11 protein-coding genes, 1 tRNA gene and 1 pseudogene are annotated in these 16,159 nt (G+C 64.6%); 7 read left to right on the top strand and 6 right to left on the bottom strand.

Annotated elements, in window-relative coordinates; all coding sequences use genetic code 11:
• Positions 1-10: 10 nt before the first annotated feature.
• Genes CK222_RS16720 through CK222_RS16710 form a run of 3 tightly spaced genes read left to right on the top strand, consistent with a single transcriptional unit; the run spans position 11 to position 2,938 of the window.
• Positions 11-1,150, top strand: a complete 1,140-nt coding sequence (locus CK222_RS16720; protein WP_095801098.1) for an ABC transporter ATP-binding protein — start codon at positions 11-13, stop codon at positions 1,148-1,150.
• Between the two features lie 10 nt (positions 1,151-1,160).
• The gene (locus tag CK222_RS16715; RefSeq protein WP_095801097.1) at positions 1,161-2,123 is read left to right on the top strand and encodes an ABC transporter permease subunit; all 963 of its coding nucleotides are present in this window, start codon (positions 1,161-1,163) and stop codon (positions 2,121-2,123) included.
• Positions 2,120-2,938 carry an ABC transporter permease subunit gene (locus tag CK222_RS16710; RefSeq protein WP_067327282.1) on the top strand — a complete coding sequence of 273 codons (819 nt, stop codon included), beginning with the start codon at positions 2,120-2,122 and terminating at the stop codon, positions 2,936-2,938. The genes CK222_RS16715 and CK222_RS16710 overlap by 4 nt, the downstream gene beginning before the upstream one ends.
• A gap of 32 nt (positions 2,939-2,970) precedes the next feature.
• On the opposite strand, the gene CK222_RS16705 is transcribed toward CK222_RS16710, so the two are convergent.
• Entirely contained in the window at positions 2,971-4,863 is a 1,893-nt protein-coding gene (locus CK222_RS16705) for an AsmA family protein (RefSeq protein ID WP_095801096.1), read from the bottom strand.
• Between the two features lie 261 nt (positions 4,864-5,124).
• Between CK222_RS16705 and CK222_RS16700 the strand changes: the two genes are divergently transcribed.
• Positions 5,125-7,083 (top strand): acetoacetate--CoA ligase, encoded by a 1,959-nt coding sequence (locus CK222_RS16700; protein ID WP_095801095.1) that lies wholly within the window; start codon positions 5,125-5,127, stop codon positions 7,081-7,083.
• A 256-nt stretch (positions 7,084-7,339) separates the two neighbouring features.
• On the opposite strand, the gene CK222_RS16695 is transcribed toward CK222_RS16700, so the two are convergent.
• Both CK222_RS16695 and CK222_RS31650 read right to left on the bottom strand, forming a co-directional pair.
• Positions 7,340-11,164, bottom strand: a complete 3,825-nt coding sequence (locus CK222_RS16695; RefSeq protein ID WP_095801094.1) for a PAS domain S-box protein — start codon at positions 11,162-11,164, stop codon at positions 7,340-7,342.
• Complete coding sequence (locus tag CK222_RS31650) at positions 11,154-11,363, bottom strand: hypothetical protein (RefSeq protein ID WP_127248319.1); 210 nt, start codon at positions 11,361-11,363, stop codon at positions 11,154-11,156. Before CK222_RS31650 ends, CK222_RS16695 begins: the two co-directional genes overlap by 11 nt.
• Positions 11,364-11,411: 48 nt before the next feature.
• Here CK222_RS31650 and CK222_RS16690 point away from each other — a divergent pair, with 48 nt between their 5' ends.
• Together CK222_RS16690 and CK222_RS16685 are read left to right on the top strand one after the other, a co-directional pair.
• Positions 11,412-11,873 carry a phasin gene (locus tag CK222_RS16690; protein WP_067327297.1) on the top strand — a complete coding sequence of 154 codons (462 nt, stop codon included), beginning with the start codon at positions 11,412-11,414 and terminating at the stop codon, positions 11,871-11,873.
• 342 nt (positions 11,874-12,215) lie between these two features.
• Positions 12,216-12,292: transfer RNA gene (locus tag CK222_RS16685), tRNA-His, on the top strand.
• Positions 12,293-12,403: 111 nt separating this feature from the next.
• On the opposite strand, the pseudogene CK222_RS32900 reads toward CK222_RS16685, so the two are convergent.
• Positions 12,404-12,678 (bottom strand): annotated as a pseudogene (locus CK222_RS32900) (ABC transporter ATP-binding protein); the annotation flags it as partial.
• A gap of 483 nt (positions 12,679-13,161) precedes the next feature.
• On the opposite strand from CK222_RS32900, the gene CK222_RS16675 reads away from it, so the two are divergent.
• Positions 13,162-13,416 carry a DUF768 domain-containing protein gene (locus tag CK222_RS16675; RefSeq protein WP_067327302.1) on the top strand — a complete coding sequence of 85 codons (255 nt, stop codon included), beginning with the start codon at positions 13,162-13,164 and terminating at the stop codon, positions 13,414-13,416.
• A gap of 44 nt (positions 13,417-13,460) precedes the next feature.
• On the opposite strand, the gene CK222_RS16670 is transcribed toward CK222_RS16675, so the two are convergent.
• Both CK222_RS16670 and xseA read right to left on the bottom strand, forming a co-directional pair.
• Positions 13,461-14,579 (bottom strand): P1 family peptidase, encoded by a 1,119-nt coding sequence (locus CK222_RS16670; protein ID WP_095801093.1) that lies wholly within the window; start codon positions 14,577-14,579, stop codon positions 13,461-13,463.
• Between the two features lies 1 nt (position 14,580).
• Positions 14,581-16,146 carry an exodeoxyribonuclease VII large subunit gene (xseA, locus tag CK222_RS16665; protein WP_095801092.1) on the bottom strand — a complete coding sequence of 522 codons (1,566 nt, stop codon included), beginning with the start codon at positions 16,144-16,146 and terminating at the stop codon, positions 14,581-14,583.
• Between the last annotated feature and the right edge of the window lie 13 nt (positions 16,147-16,159).

Genomic DNA, 16,159 nt, shown 5'->3' with positions numbered 1-16,159 from the left:
GGAGTGGGACATGAAATCGCTTGGCAGCATCCGCAGGGATTTCGCGCCATGGAATGATCCGAGCGCCAAGCCGTATATCCAGTTCGACAAGGTGACCAAGAAGTTTGGCGACTTCACCGCTGTCAACAATCTGTCGCTGACCATCTTCGAACGTGAGTTCTTCGCCCTTCTCGGCGCCTCGGGCTGCGGCAAGTCGACCCTGCTCAGGATGCTCGCCGGCTTCGAGGAGCCGACCGCGGGGCGCATTCTGCTCGACGGCCAGGACCTGCGCGGCATTCCGCCCTATAAGCGGCCGGTGAACATGATGTTCCAGTCCTATGCGCTGTTTCCGCATATGACGGTGGAAAGGAACATCGCCTTCGGCCTCAAGCAGGAAGGCATGCCCGCTCCCGATATCGAAAAGCGCGTCGCCGAGATGCTGAGGCTGGTCAAGCTCGAGCAGTTCGCCAAGCGCAAGCCGCACCAGCTTTCCGGCGGTCAGCGCCAGCGCGTGGCGCTTGCCCGCTCGGTCGCCAAGCGGCCGAAGGTGCTTTTGCTGGACGAGCCGCTCGGCGCGCTCGACAAGAAGCTGCGTGAGGAGACGCAGTTCGAACTGATGGACCTGCAGCAGGAACTTGGGCTTACCTTCGTCGTCGTCACCCACGACCAGGAGGAAGCCATGACCATGGCCGACCGCATCGCCATCATGGACAGGGGCGAGGTGATGCAGGTGGCGACGCCGGCGGAAATCTACGAGGCCCCGACGTCGCGCTTCGTGGCGCATTTCGTCGGCAATGTGAACATGTTCGAGGGCAAGGTTGCCGAGCGGGCAGCGAATACGACGCGCATCACCGGCGCGACCGGTGCGCAGATCGTTGTCGAGAATGCCGCCGACACCACCAAGGGCGCCGACATCGTCTTCGCGATCCGGCCCGAGAAGATCAAGGTATCGTCGAGGAAGCCGGCCGATGCCGTCAATGCGCTGGAAGGCGAAGTCTATGACGTTGCGTATCTTGGCGACATGACCGTCTACCACATCAAGCTCGACGACGGACAGATGGTGCGGGCAAGCGCGTTGAACGCTGCCCGCGTCAGCGACGACCCTCTGACCTGGAACGATCGCGCCTGGGTTTCCTTCCGGCCGGACGCCGGCGTCGTGCTGACAAGGTAACAGGGCGGCCATGACCAATATCGCCGCCGCCTCTTCCTCGGCTGAAACCGCCGCTCAGTTGCCGACCAAGCTGGCGAAGGGCTTCGTCGACCGTCTCGTTATCATCATTCCCTATCTCTGGCTGCTGTTCTTCTTCCTTGTCCCGTTCATCATCGTCTTCAAGATCTCGCTGTCGCAGACGGCGATCTCGATGCCGCCTTACACCCCGGTGCTCGATTTCGGCGACGGTATTTCCGGATTCTTCGCCGGCTTTCGCGAGCTCAACTTCGACAATTACACGTGGCTGACCCAGGACGCGCTTTACTTCAACGCCTATGTGACCAGCCTGATCATCGCGGGCATCTCGACGGTGCTGACGCTGATCGTCGGCTATCCGATCGCCTATGGCATGGCGCGCGCGCCGGCGACGATCCGGCCGACCTTGCTGATGCTCGTGATCCTGCCGTTCTGGACCTCGTTCCTGATCCGCGTCTATGCCTGGATCGGCATCCTGAAACCCGAAGGGCTGCTCAACCAGGTGCTGCTCGCCACTGGCCTGATCAGCCAGCCGCTGGTCATCCTCAACACCTACACCGCGATCTTCATCGGCATCGTCTATTCCTATCTGCCCTTCATGGTGCTGCCGCTCTACTCGTCGCTGGAGAAGATGGACTATTCGCTGATAGAGGCGGCGCAGGATCTCGGCTGCCCGCCGATCGGTGCCTTTTGGAAGATCACCTTCCCGCTGTCGCTGCCGGGCGTGATTGCCGGCTGCCTGCTGGTCTTCATCCCGGCGGTCGGCGAGTTCGTCATACCGGACCTCCTCGGCGGCTCGCAGACGCTGATGATCGGCAAGACGCTGTGGAACGAATTCTTCGCCAACCGCGATTGGCCGGTCTCGTCGGCGGTGGCGGTCATCCTGCTTCTGGTGCTGACCGTCCCGATCATGTTCTTCCAGCAGGCTCAAGCGAAAGCCCAGGAGCAAGGCAAATGAACGCCACCTGGAGCCGCTTCAACATCACCTCGATCGTGCTCGGCTTTGCCTTTCTCTATCTGCCGATCGTGCTTCTCATCGTCTTTTCCTTCAACGAATCCAAGCTCGTCACCGTTTGGGGCGGCTTTTCGACGAAATGGTACGTGTCGCTGTTCCACAACCAGGGCCTGATGGACGCCACCTGGGTGACAGCCCGCGTCGGCGTCATCTCGGCGACCGTTGCCACCGTGCTCGGCACGCTGGCGGCGATCACCTTGACCCGCTACACACGCTTCAAGGGGCGGGTGCTATTTTCCGGCATGGTCTTTGCGCCGCTGGTGATGCCGGAAGTCATTACCGGCCTGTCGCTGCTCTTGCTCTTCGTGGCCGTCGGGCTTGACCGAGGCTTCTTCACCGTCACGCTCGCCCACATCACCTTCACCATGTGCTTCGTGGCCGTCGTCGTGCAGTCGCGACTGGTCTCCTTCGACCGCTCGCTGGAAGAAGCAGCGATGGACCTCGGCGCGCCGCCGGTGAAGACCTTTTTCCAGATCACCTTGCCCGTCATCTTGCCGGCGATCATCTCCGGCTGGATGCTGGCCTTCACGCTCTCGCTCGACGATCTGGTCATCGCCTCCTTCACCTCGGGCCCCGGCGCCACGACGCTGCCGATGAAGATCTACAGCCAGGTGCGCCTCGGCGTGACGCCTGAGATCAATGCCGCCTGCACCATCCTGATCGCCGTCGTCGCGATCGGCGTCATCATTGCCTCGATCGCCAACAAGCGCCGCGAGGTCCAGCGCCAGCGCGATGAGCAGGCGGCGCAACGCGGATAGGGAACAAAGACGGGGGCGACCTGCGCCTTGTTCTATTGGCCTGAAACGCCGCGGCTGATCGGCGAGATGAACGGAGTGCTCCAGTTGCCGCCGACGAAGAACAACGACTGCTTTGGGGGCTGCGGCGCCTGCACCGCTGTCTGACCGGCGGTAGGCGGTTGCTGGGCCGGCTGTTGCTGCGCAGGTTGTCCATTTGGGATGATGCCGCCCGAGAGCGCCAGCCCGCGCCCGGTATAGGAGGCGATGCCCGAAAGCCAGATCTTGTACTTCTGTGCATTGACCTCGGCCTTGTCCAGCCGCGCCACACCTTTCGAGATGCTCGCCTTGATCTCGGCGCCGTCGATAGGCAGCGAGCCGTCGGCGACGTCGTCGAGGGCGAAGAATCCGCCCTGTTCGTTGCGCTTGAGAAAGGCAGGCAGGTTGAGGCCGTTGAGCGAGCCCGGCCCGAACGTCGCCGAGAAAGACCCGTCGGCGTTCTCGAAGATGGAGTCCCAGGCCTTGCCCGGCCCCTTCAGAATGACCGAGACGGTTCCGGTTCCGGCCGGCACCAGCCGCGTCATCCCCGCCGCGGTGGCGAAGGCGCCGGTGTCGACGTCCGATGCCAAAAGCCGCAACTCGACCTGAGTGCCGTCCGGCTTGCGGTCGAAGCGCAGGCTGCTCTGGATGTTGCCGTTGAAGGCCGACGCGTCGGAGATGTCGAAGACGGCAAGCCCGTTCTTGACCTGCGCGGTCGCGGCGACATCGGCAAGCTGGATCGGGCCGGCAGTGGCGTGCGCCGCCGACAGCCTGAGATCGAGGTTGATCTTGTCGGCGAAGCCGGTGTCGAACTCGCCGGGGCCTGCCTGGCCGGCGGGAGCGATCGGCGTGAAAGCGGAAAGGACCGATCGAAGATCGAGCGTATCGAACGCAAGCGTGCCGGAAATGACGGGCCGGGGCTCGCTGAACGAAAAGTCCAGCGCTCCCATGCCGGGGTTGTTGTCCAGCGCCACCGTCGTGTTCTCGAACTTCGCGCGCCCCGCCGAGGCCGCCACCTTGCTCGCGACCGAGACGGAGCCGATCGCAGCACCAGGCGCCATGCCGGCCTGCGACCATTCAAGCAGGCGTCGCAGCGACGGGGCGGTGAATTTCGCCTGGCCGTCCAGATAGCCGTTCTCCGACATCGAGGCGACGCCGTCGAAAGAAAGCGTGGCGGGCGCCGCCTTGAAGGCGAGCGTGACGGGGGCGACCCCTCCGGCAAACAGCACCAGCGGCTTCGCCGAGGAAAAATCGATCTGGACGCTTTCGCCGCGCCATATGCCGGTCGCCGTGAGCGCGGCGTCGCTGTTCATCGCCGCCCAGTTCACCTGGCCGCTGAGGCTGCTCAGGATCTCGGTATCCTTGCCGCCAACCGAGGTCACGACGCGGCCGTCGCGGAACTCGACGATGCCGAACGGATCGGAAGGGAGTCTGCCGAGGTCGGGCTTCTGCGGGTTCGCGGTGACCACGCCGCGCGCAGTGTCGATCGAGCGCGTGATGCGGCCGCCGGTCGGCAGCGGCGGCAGATAGAGGCCGTTCGCCTTGCGCTCCACCCTGATGGTCGGCCGCACCAGCCTTGCCGTTGAGAATTGGACGTCGCCCTGCACGGCGGCCATGGCCGAGAGATCGACTTCGACGCGCTCGGCTTCGATCACCGGCGGCGCGTCGGTCTCCGTCCATTGCGACAGCGTCACATCGCTGAGGATTGCCCGGAACTTAGGCCACACCTCGATGCGCGGCGAGCCGTCGATCGTCACGCGAAAGCCGCTCCAGGCGCTCAATTCCCAAGCGATGCGGTCGCGTACGATGCGCGTCGAGGCAATCAGCGGCAAGGCAGCGACGGCGAGCGCGATGACCAGCACCGCAACGCCGATTACCCATACCCCGCGCCGGATCAAAGATGATCTCATCTCGCCCCGTGAGTTCCATTGCCGACAAATCGCCCGACGGGTGTAGCCGAGCGCCGACGCTTTTCAAGTCTTTATGGCCCTCCGATGGCGTTTGCGCCGTGTCCTTGCCGGCCATTTCAACAAAATCTTGCTCTGCTGCGCTGCGGTATGCATAAGCGATAAGCCCGTCCGGTCCGCCAACGCCACGCCGGTTTTTGGACAACGACGCAGGCGACATCAGGCTTAATTGCCGCAATCGCGACGCGCTTTGGGAGGAACGATATGGCTGCCGACACCCCCTTGTGGACGCCGACGCAGGACCGGATCGCCTCCGCGCCCATGACTGCCTTCATGAAAGCTGCGGCTGGCAAGTCTGGCCAGGCTTTCTCCAGCTATGCCGAGCTCCACCGCTGGTCGATCGACGACCGCGAAGCGTTCTGGGACTTCGTGTGGGACTTTTGCGGACTTGTCGGCGACAAGGGCGAGCGGGCTCTGGTCGATGGCGAGAAGATGCCTGGCGCCGCCTTCTTTCCCGACGCGAAACTCAATTTCGCTGAGAACCTTCTGAAAAAAACCGGCGGCAGCCTGGCTATCGTCTTCCGCGGCGAGGACAAGGTCGAGCGCCGGCTGTCCTGGAACGAGCTCCATGCGCTCACTTCGCGCCTGCAGCAGCTCTTCCTGTCGATCGGCGTCAGAGAGGGCGATCGCATCGCCGCCATGATGCCGAACATGCCGGAGACGGTCGCTGCCATGCTGGCTGCCGCCTCGATCGGCGCGGTCTGGTCTTCCTGCTCACCTGATTTCGGCGAACAGGGCGTGCTCGACCGTTTCGGCCAGATCGAGCCGGTCGTCTTCATCGCGCCTGACGGCTATTGGTACAACGGCAAAGCCATCGAAGTCGCCGACAAGATCCGCGCGGTGGCCGAGAAACTCGCGACCGTGCGCAAGGTGCTGATCGTCGACTATCTCGGCACGTCGGCCGATGTCGCCGCTACCATCGACCAGGCCGAGGCGCTGGAAGGAGCGCTCTCGCCCTTTGCCGCCAGGCCGCTCGCCTTCGAGCGGCTGCCTTTTTCGCACCCGCTCTACATTCTGTTCTCCTCCGGCACGACCGGAACCCCGAAATGCATCGTGCACTCGGCCGGCGGCACGCTGATCCAGCACGTCAAGGAGCAGCGGCTGCATGCCGACCTGCTCGACGGGGACCGCTTTTTCTACTTCACCACCTGCGGCTGGATGATGTGGAACTGGCTGGTCTCGGGCCTCGCCTCGGGGGCGACGTTGCTGCTCTATGACGGTTCGCCCTTCTACCCCGACGGCAATGCGCTGTTCGATTTCGCTGATGCCGAGAAGATGACCTATTTCGGCACTTCGGCGAAATTCATCGATTCCCTACGCAAGGCAGGGCTGAAGCCGATCGACAGCCACGACCTTGCAAGCGTGCGGACCATCTCTTCCACCGGCTCGCCGCTGTCGCCGGAGGATTTCCGCTTCGTCTATGACGGCATCAAGAAGGACGTGCATCTCGCCTCGATATCCGGCGGCACCGACATCGTTTCCTGCTTCGTGCTGGGTGTCCCGACCGAGCCGGTCTGGACCGGCGAGATCCAGGGGCCGGGCCTCGGGCTGGCGGTGGACGTGTGGGACGACGACGGCAAGCCGATCCGGCAGGAGAAGGGCGAACTCGTCTGCACCAAGGCATTCCCGTCGATGCCGATCGGCTTCTGGAACGATCCGGACGGCAAGAAGTACCACGCGGCCTATTTCGAGCGCTTCGACAACATCTGGTGCCATGGCGATTTCGCCGAATGGACCGCGCATGGCGGCATGATCATCCATGGCCGCTCCGACGCCACGCTCAATCCAGGCGGGGTGAGAATAGGCACGGCCGAGATCTACAACCAGGTCGAGCAGATGCCGGAAATCCTGGAGGCGCTCTGCATCGGCCAGGATTTCGACAACGACGTGCGCGTCGTGCTGTTCGTGCGGCTGGCCGCCGGCGTGAGCCTCGATGAGGATCTGGAAAAGCGCATCCGCGCCAGAATCCGCTCGGGCGCCAGCCCCCGCCATGTGCCGGCGAAGATCGTTGCCGTCACCGACATCCCGCACACCAAGTCGGGCAAGATCACCGAGCTTGCCGTGCGCGACGTGGTGCATGGTCGCGCCATCAAGAACAAGGAAGCGCTCGCCAATCCGGAGGCGCTGGAGCTGTTCAGGAACCTGCCGCAGCTTGCTGATTAGGCCTCCCCGGCATGGTTAAGAAATAGTGTCGGTCCAATTTACCTAGATTTCACGAGTGGTACACATTCGTAAATTTTTTTGGCTCCCGGTAAGGACTTGTTAAGGGACGGCGCCGATAGTCGCGTGTAACTTGAGGGAGAAATCCCGTTCCTCGTCCCCTGAGGTTCAGCTCAAGCCCCGTTGTGACAGCATCCCATTTTCCAAGGCGTCCTCCAGGACGCCTTTTTCTTTGGCCGAAGCTCGGTCTTGCGGATCGTTATTCGGCCAGCACGCGCGTCGATGGGAAGACGACCTCGACCAGCGTGCCTTCGCCAGGTGTCGATGTGATAGTGAAGCGGGCACGGTTGGCCTCCACCATCGCCTTGGTCAGAGGCAGCCCGAGGCCAGTGCCGTCGCCGCGGCCGCGTTTGAGCGCATTGATCTGCTTGAACGGCTTCAGTGCCTGCTCGATCTCGGCCGGCGTCATGCCGATGCCGGTATCGCGCACGCGCATGACGACGTCGCCGGAGGTCTCGTAGGCGGTGGACACAATCACCTGGCCGCCGGCCTGGGTATAGCGGATGGCGTTGGAAAGTATGTTCAGCGCAATCTGGCGCACACTCCTCAAATCCGCCACCACTTCCGGCAGCCGCGAGGCGAAGCTCGAGCGGATGATGACGCGCTCGCGGTTGGCCTGCGGCTGCATCATCGCCACCGTTTCGGCCAGCGTGTCGTTGAGCGACACCGCCTCATAGGCCATCTCCTGCTGGCCGGCCTCGATCTTGGAGATGTCGAGCAGGTCGTTGACGAGGTCGAGCACATGGTTGCCTGAACGGTTGATGTCGCGCAGATAGTCTCGGTAGCGGTCGTTGGCCACCGGTCCGAACTTCTCGTCCACCATCAGTTCGGAAAAGCCGATGATGGCGTTGAGCGGCGTGCGGATCTCATGGCTGATGCGGGCGAGGAAATCCGTCTTCTGCGAGGAGGCGCGCTCGGCCACGGCGCGCGCCTGGGTGAGGTCTTCCTCGGCCCGCTTCCACTGCGTGATGTCGCGCACGACGGCGCAGAAGCCGCTGTCGTTGGGCAGCCTGCCGATGGTCATGAACAGCGGGATGAAGCGCCCTTGCGCCTCGCGGCCGATCACCTCGCGCCCGTCGTTCAGCAAGCTCGCCACGCCAGGTTCGGAAAGGCCGACGAGATAGTCGCGCGCTGCGCGCTGGCTCTCGATGGCGAACAGCGAGGCAAAGGGCTTGCCGGCGATCTCGTCGCTGTCGAAGCCGAACAGGGCTTCAGCCGGGCGGCTGATCGAGCGGATGTTGCCGTCGCGGCCGATCAGCACCACGCCGTCGGTGGCGGTGTCGATGATGGTGCGCATTTCGGCGATTCGCGACTTCAGCTCGGACACGTCCGGCTGCTGGTTCGGCTCGTCATTGGCCGCGCTGAGATGGGCGGAGGGCGCCTCGTCCTCGCCCGAGCGGCGCACCACCAGCATCAGCGCCTTACCGCCGCGCCACGGCACCGAGCGCAGGAGCGCATCGATCGGGAATTCCTGGCTCTGGCGGGTTGTGAGCTTCAGCGAACGGTCGCTTTCGTCGGTCTCGCCATCATCGGCGTAATGGTCGGCGAACAGCGCGCCGAGCCCGCCGGCATCGGCAAGGTCTTCCAGCGCGTCGTAGCCGGTGAGCTCCAGGAACGCCTCATTGGCATAGTGCAGCACGTCGCCGGAATGGATGAGCAGCGGCACAGGCAGCCTGGCGAGGATGGACGTATCGGGAGCCCTGCCGTCTTCCCCGGTGGAGAAAGCCGAGGGCACGAAGCCCTCGAGCTTGAGCGGCGGCACCGTGAGGCGCGGCCTTTTCGGTGGCGGCGCTTTCGCTTCGCCAGGCTGTTCAGCCGCGGGCAGGGCGCCATCCCGGTCGGAACCGACCCAGTCCTCGCTGTCTTCCGCGTCGCGAAAATCGTCGGCGGTCATGCCGTCGTCGTCGCTAGCGCCTGCCTCAGGGGCAGGGGCTTCGGCTCCTGGCCGCTCGGCCGTCGGTTCAGCTGCCCTGTCCGCCGCTGCGGTTTGGCGCCTGTCGGGACCCGCTTCCTCCGCTTCATCGGCGGCTTTCTCGCGCCCGGCATAGTTGAGCAGCGACCCGGAGGCGGCGGGCGTTTCGTCTTTCCCAGCGGCTGCCTCGGGAACATCGAGGCCATCGAGCCGAGCCAGATCCTTCTGATCTTCCGCCTCGGTCTCCGCTTCGGCCGTACCATCGGTCTTCCTCTCACCGGCCAACGGTTGTTCGGCCGTGGGAGCAGCCTTGTCGGCGGTTGCAGCCGCATCTGATTGCTTTTGAGCACCCGCGGTTGCGCCGCTTGGCGGCTCGGCCGGTCCCGAACTGTCCTTCCGCAGCCGCTCGCCGATCTCGCGAAAGGCGCTGCGCTCGAGGATCGACAGCCCTTTCTCACTCGCCGGCCTGTCATTTCCCGGCTGCTTGTCGTTGGCCGGCTGCCTGTGCTCGGCCAGCCGGATCACCTTGTCGGCATAGCGGCGCTCCGGCTTGGGCACGATGGTCAGCGCCGGCACTTCGCCCAGGAACGGGTCGGCAGGTTTCGCCGGCTCGGCCGCGGGTTGCCCGGCGGCAGGTTCGGGTTCTGTCGGAGCGGCGCCATTGGGCACCAGCGCCATGCCGAGCGCTTCCGGGTCGACAACGGCGTCGCCGCTGCGCGCGACGCCGAAGCCGCGGAAGCCTTCGAAGGCGCGGCTGCGGCCATAGACCGGCAGCGCCGCAAGATCGACGGGGATCTTCAGGTCCGTGCCCGCCACCGGCCACAGCACCGAGCGTCCCGACCAGGTATCGCGCCGCTCGAGCAGAGTGGCGATCTCGCCCGATGCGTCGAGGCCGAAAGTCGTCGCGACATCCCTGAAGCGGCGACCGATCACATCGGCGGCGGGTTTGCCGACGATATCGGCGAATTCCGGCGACAGCGCGCTGAACTTACCTTCGGCGTCGGTCCGCCAGACGAAACGCAGCGGCGGCGCCGAACGGTCGATGTTGCGCGCCGCGCTCGGCTCGGCCGCCGTTCCGGCGGTGTGCTGCCGGCTTGCGGCCGCGACCTCCGCCGGTCCGATCTGTGGCGGCCTCTCCGGCCCCTTCACATCGTCGCCGCCGGCATTGAAATACCAATGGTCATGCTGCGCCGGGCCGGCACCGCCTACCAGCGCAGCATCCGGCGCGCGGTCGGCCGTGGCCGCGGTCCTTTGCGTTGGCCGGGCGTCATCCGTGGCCGCCGGCGGGACCACGTCTGCCTTTTCGCCCGTTGCCGCGGCCGGAGACTGGGTATTGTTCTCTCGGCTCGGCTCGGCGATGACTGTGGTGTTTTTGTCTTCGGAGACGGTGGGCGCGCCTTCCGGCGCTGCCGACTTACCGGCGTCGGGCTGGTCGTTCCGCTCCCCGTCGAGCTGGTCTTCGTCGATCACCACCAGGAGATGGCGCGCGTCGGTCAAGCGCGCAAGCCCGGCCGGGTAGGAGGTGCTTGCGCCGGGAACAAGCCGCTTGACGATGCGGTCTCCAGCACTTGCCACGTCCGCGACCAGGGCAGCGAGCGTCTCCGGCCTGATGCCGAGCGCGGCAAATCCCTCCGAAGCCGCCTCGACATGGCCTTGGGCATCGACGAAGGCGATGAAATGTCCGGCCTCGGTGAAGCCGCCAATGGCGCGGCTGGCGATTTCGGCGGCGCCGCGCGAGCCGGTCTGCGCCGCGGGCATCGCCAGCATGATCGCCTTTTCGCCGTCCGGCATCGTTACCGCGCTGGCGAGCAAGCCGACGGCGCGGCTGACCATGCCGGTCGCCAGCCGCACGGTGACGGCGCGGTCGCTGCCGATATCCGGAAAGCCGCTGGTCGCCATGATCTGCCGCCTGGCAACTAGCGGCAGCCGCGCGGAAGCGCCGATGATTGCTTCGATGTCCGGATAGCCGAATACCGCGGCACCTGGCCCGTTGGCCCAGATCACCTGCTCGAGATCGGCCGAGAGTATGGCCAGCGCGTCGCCGGCGGCGAAGCGCTGGCGCACCGCGTCGAGCACGGCGACGTCGAGGAAGGAGTAGTTTTCAGGCGGCATGCGCTGGCAGACCTTCCAGGCGGGCTTTTTGAGTTAACGCTTTGTTAATAAAAGCGTACGGGACCAAGGTCCACAAGCCATGCCGTGTATCGGCCGAAATCTCTGGGCTCTTGGTTAATGGCGGGGCGATTTTTTTATGGTGCAGTGCAACAAAGATATTGCAATGCACAAAACTTGCCTTTATATTGCCATCATACATGAACGAGACGGCTTTCCGTCAAAGCCGCTGCCCTTGAAAGGTTGGAAAATGTCCAAGACTGCCAAGACCGCTGAGACCATCGAGAACGTTGAATTCCCGAGCTTTGACGCTTCCAAAGCCACCGACCAGATCCGCGCCTTCGCCGAGAAGGGCGTCGAGCAGTCGAAAGAGGCCTACACCAAACTGAAGAACGGCGCCGAGGAGACCCAGAAGGTTCTGGAGTCGACCTACGAGACCGCCAAGACCGTTTCCGGCGATGTCTCGCTGAAGACCATTGCCATCCTTCGCGCCAATGCCGAGGCCAGCTTCTCGCACCTTGAAGCCCTGGTCGGCGCCAAGACGCTGTCGGAAGTCGTCGAGCTGCAGACTGCCTTCCTGCGCAAGCGCGCTGAGATGGCCGTCGAGCAGGCCAAGGACTTTCAGGCCGTCGCCTCCAAGGCTGTCGAGGACGTCTCGAAGCCGGTGAAGACCGCTTTCGAGAAGGCGTTCAAGGACATCAAGGCGGCCTGATTTCAGGCGCAACTCAACGATGCATCAAAACGTCGCATTTCGTCAGACAAATAGATGTGCGATGAATTGATGAGATGAATACCCGGAGTGTGAAACCTCCTCCCTTTACTCTCCGGGGTGACCAGCCAGCTCCTCCTCCCGCTGGCTCGTAACAGGAAAAGGCCGGCACCTCCTCCCGCCGGCCTTTTCTTTGCCCAATCAGGACTGCGCGGGTTCGTTCATCGGATCTTTGCCTCATCAAAGGCCTTGAATTAGACTCCGATAATCCGTATTGGACGCATCGCCGACGACGGAGCGGACACGGGGAATGATTTTCTCCTCGGATTGCGCTCAGGCGGATGTGCCGTTGTAGCTCAGTTGGTTAGAGCACCAGATTGTGGATCTGGGGGTCGCTGGTTCGAGCCCAGCCAACGGTACCATCGATTCCTGGCGGTCACGTCGCTTTTCCGGCCGCCGCGTCCCAATCCTCTATTGGGTGACGAAGCATCGCCGGGCGACGAAGGGCAGCTCAGGCTGAGCAGCCCGCGCACCTCGCAGAAGGCCAGGCGCCTCTCATAGCCGGTCTGATGGCCGACGGCCTCGTTCTGCGCCATCGTGAAAAGACCTGCACGACACTGACTGCAAGCAGTGTCACGGCCGTGTTCCGAAGCGCCTGTTCGGCAGCCGTCCCGCCGCCCGCAACCATCACGCCCTGCGCCTGGTCGATGGCGCGCCGCAACGAATGTGGAATGAGAAGCTGCAGCGTCGCGGCAACGAAAGTCGAGGCGATGGTCATCGCCACCTGCCAAGTATGGCGCAGCGTCATGCCCAGATGCGCAGCAGGGGTGCCGAGACCTTTCCCCGAAGGCTGTCCGCCACCTGCCTGACGCGGCGGAAAGAAGCAGGCACGACGATCAGAGTCGACATTGTATGGGGATATCACTATATAGCGGCGGCTTTCGGTTTCTCGCACCTTGGCTGCGCCTGCGAGATCGCCGTAAATGCGTGGTGTTGTGACGGAAATCGGTCTGAAAAACCGGAAGAAAGCAAGTAAAAACAACAGAGCGGATCTTTGACGGTCCTGGCCTAAGCATCATCCTCAACAATCTGAACGTGTCCCTCGAACCTTTCCAGTCCTTCGGCTCCGCGGACCCTGGGCAAGACATCTTGTCCCATGGGCAAGGCATCTTGTCCCATTGGCAAGACGTCTTGCCGGCAGGGGCCGACTCGGCTCGAATGGGCCTGCGTCCCGTGGCGGGACGCGAGCGTTCATGACTACCAACCGGCATTGCCGCTAGGGAAAAGCAGTATGAGTGAACATGCGATCGAGTTCTTGCGCGGATGGATTGGCGAAAAGGTCCAATGCCAGCATTCGCCGGTGAAGATCGACGAGCAGGCCGAAACTCTCGCCAAGGAGTGCTGCGCCAAGGCCGCCGAGGAAGGCATCCTTCTGGAAGACATCCAGGAAGAGGTCGGCGACATCCAGGAACTGATCGCTTCGCGCCTTGAGGAAGTCGCCGAGGAGAGCGAGCAACAGACGACGTCGGACAAGCCGTCCGAATAAGATACCGTGCGCGCGGTTTGTCTGACCTCAGCCGGGCGTCCGGCTTAGCCGAAATTGTCCTTCAGCCACGCCTTTGGCAGCGCCGGCACGAAATTGCCGTCGCGCCCGGTCATGTCCTCATTGGCGACGAGCGCGTTGAGGATCGCCTCCTCCACCCCTTGCACCGCAGCATCGAAGAACGGGTCGATATCGACATCGGGAATGAACTCCGCGCGGGCGACGCGGCCTGAAGCCGCCAGCGCGGCCTCGCGATTGGCGGTCGAAAAGGCAAGAAAGATATCGCCCGAGCTGTGGTAGCCGTAGCCGCCGGCCAGGGCGATGCCGAGCGGCACGCGCCTGGCGAGGCGCTTCATCTGGTGCGGCAGGAATGGCGCATCCGTAGCGACGACGGCGATGATCGAGCCCTTTTCGGCGCGCGGCGTGCCTTCGCGGATCGCCGGCTCGGTGAGTTCCGGCCCGACGTGCCGGCCGCGAATGGTGAAGTTGCGCCGCTTGCCGAAATTCGCCTGCACGAACACGCCGAGCGTGTAACTTCTGTCTTGCCATTCGACGATGCGCGAGGCGGTGCCTGACCCGGCCTTGAAGCCGAACGAGATCATGCCGGTGCCGCCGCCGACGCTTCCTTCCTCGATCGCGCCGTCCGTCGCGCCGTCGAGCGCCGAGGCGACATGCTCGAAGCTCACATGGTGGCCGTTGATGTCGTTGAGGAAGCCGTCATAGGTCTCCGCCGCCACCGGCAGGCCCCAGGCGCTGTCGAGCGCCGCCGGCAGCACCCGGCTCATCCAACGCAGCGTTCCGTCGCGGGTAAGGCCGCAGGAATGGGTGTTGGTGATGGTAACCGGCAGGTTGAAGGCGCCGGTCTCCTCGATGATATGCGTGCCGGTCAGCTCGCCATTGCCGTTCTGGCTGAACACGCCGGCAAACACCGGCGTCGCCAGTTCGCCGACAGGTCTCGGCAGGATCGCAGTCACGCCGGTGCGCACCGGTCCTATCCCGACTTGCAGCGGGCCCCCGCCGGCAATCAGCGTCGTATAGCCGACCGCGACGCCCGGCACGTCGGTGATGGCGTTGAAGCGGCCGGGCGTGCCGTCCAGTGCGATGTTGAACGAGCGCAGGCGCGGCTTGCCCGACGGCGTGCGCAGATGCGGGTCGCTCCTGCTCATTTCAGAACAACGAGCCCTGGTTGCCCGGCTCCTTGGCCTTGCCCGAGGGCTTGGCGGCCAACTTCGGCCGCGCGCCGCCGCTGGTGGCGATGGCCTCTGCATTGCCGTCGGCGAACTCCAGCTGCAGCGCCGCACCCGGCGCCAGCTCCGCGACGCGCTTGACGACGGTCCCATCGGCGTCCTTGACCAGCGCGAAGCCGCGCGCCAGCACGGCCTTGTGCGACAGCGTGGTGAGCAGCCGGTCGGCCTGGGTAAGAGCGGCACGCAGGCGGTCAAGCCGCCGCGCCATCGCCTGCTCTTGGCGGCGGGTCAGTCCGGCCAGCGTGTCGGCCTGCAGCTTCTGGCGCCTGACGACCGGCGCCGGCGACAGCCTTGCCGAGTTGCGCTGAAAGCGCGCCCGGCTTTGCCGAACGACTGCGAAGAACGCGGCCCGCGCGCGGGCGATGTCGCGGCCTGTCAGCCTGCGCGTCTCATTGAGGCGGCGCGACAAGGTGGCCGGCGTCAGCCGCTGCCGCTCCAGCCTTGCGCGCTTGCGTTCGATGCTCACCGTCAGCCCGCGGCCGAGCCGGCTCGTCGCTTCGTCGAAGCGCCTGCGCGGCAACGCCAGCAGCTGGTCGGGTGAGGGGAGAGCCCGCGCCGCGGCGCGCACCGCCTGGCGCTTGCGATCCAGGTGCCGCGAGGTGCAGGCACTAAGCCGCGCGCCGAGATTTGCCAGTGTCGCTTCGAGCTCCGCCTTGACCGGCACTGCCATCTCGGCGGCGCCCGTCGGCGTCGGCGCCCGCATGTCGGCGACGAAATCGACCAACGTCCAATCGGTCTCGTGTCCGACGGCCGAGATGATCGGAATGCGCGAGGCGGCGACGGCGCGCGCCAGCCCTTCGTCGTTGAAACCCCAAAGGTCCTCGAGGCTGCCGCCGCCGCGCGCCACGATCAGGAGATCGGGCTGGCGGATTGCGCCGTCCCAGGTCAGTGCGTTGAAGCCGTTGACGGCTGCGGTCACTTCCTTTGCGGTCGTGTCGCCCTGGACCCGGACCGGCCACACCAGCACAGTGAGCGGAAAACGGTCCTTGATGCGATGGATGATGTCGCGGATCACCGAGCCCGTGGGCGAGGTGATGACGCCGATGACGCGCGGCATGAATGGCAGCCGCCGCTTGCGGCCGGCATCGAACAGGCCTTCGGCCTGCAGCCGCCGCTTGCGCTCTTCCAGCAGCGCCATCAGCGCGCCGGCGCCGGCCGGCTCCAGATTGTCGATGACGATCTGGTAGTTGGATTTTCCGGGATAGGTCGTCAGCCTGCCGCTGGCGATCACTTCCATCCCTTCCTCGGGGCGGAATTTCAGCCGCGCCATCGTGGTCTTCCAGACCACGGCCTCGATCCGCGCACGGTCGTCCTTCAACGCGAAATAGGCGTGTCCGGAGGAATGCGGGCCGCGGTAGCCGGAAATCTCGCCGCGCACCCGCACATTGCCGAAAGCATCCTCGACCGTGCGCTTCAACGCGCCGGAAATCTCGCTCACCGTATATTCGGTGGCATTGCTGCGTGATTCGGTTGCTGCTTCGCTCATGCTCTGATTGGGG

This window comes from Mesorhizobium sp. WSM3866, assembly GCF_002294795.1.
Classification (GTDB): Bacteria; Pseudomonadota; Alphaproteobacteria; order Rhizobiales; family Rhizobiaceae; genus Mesorhizobium.
This window is presented reverse-complemented; position numbering and strand designations above follow the sequence as displayed.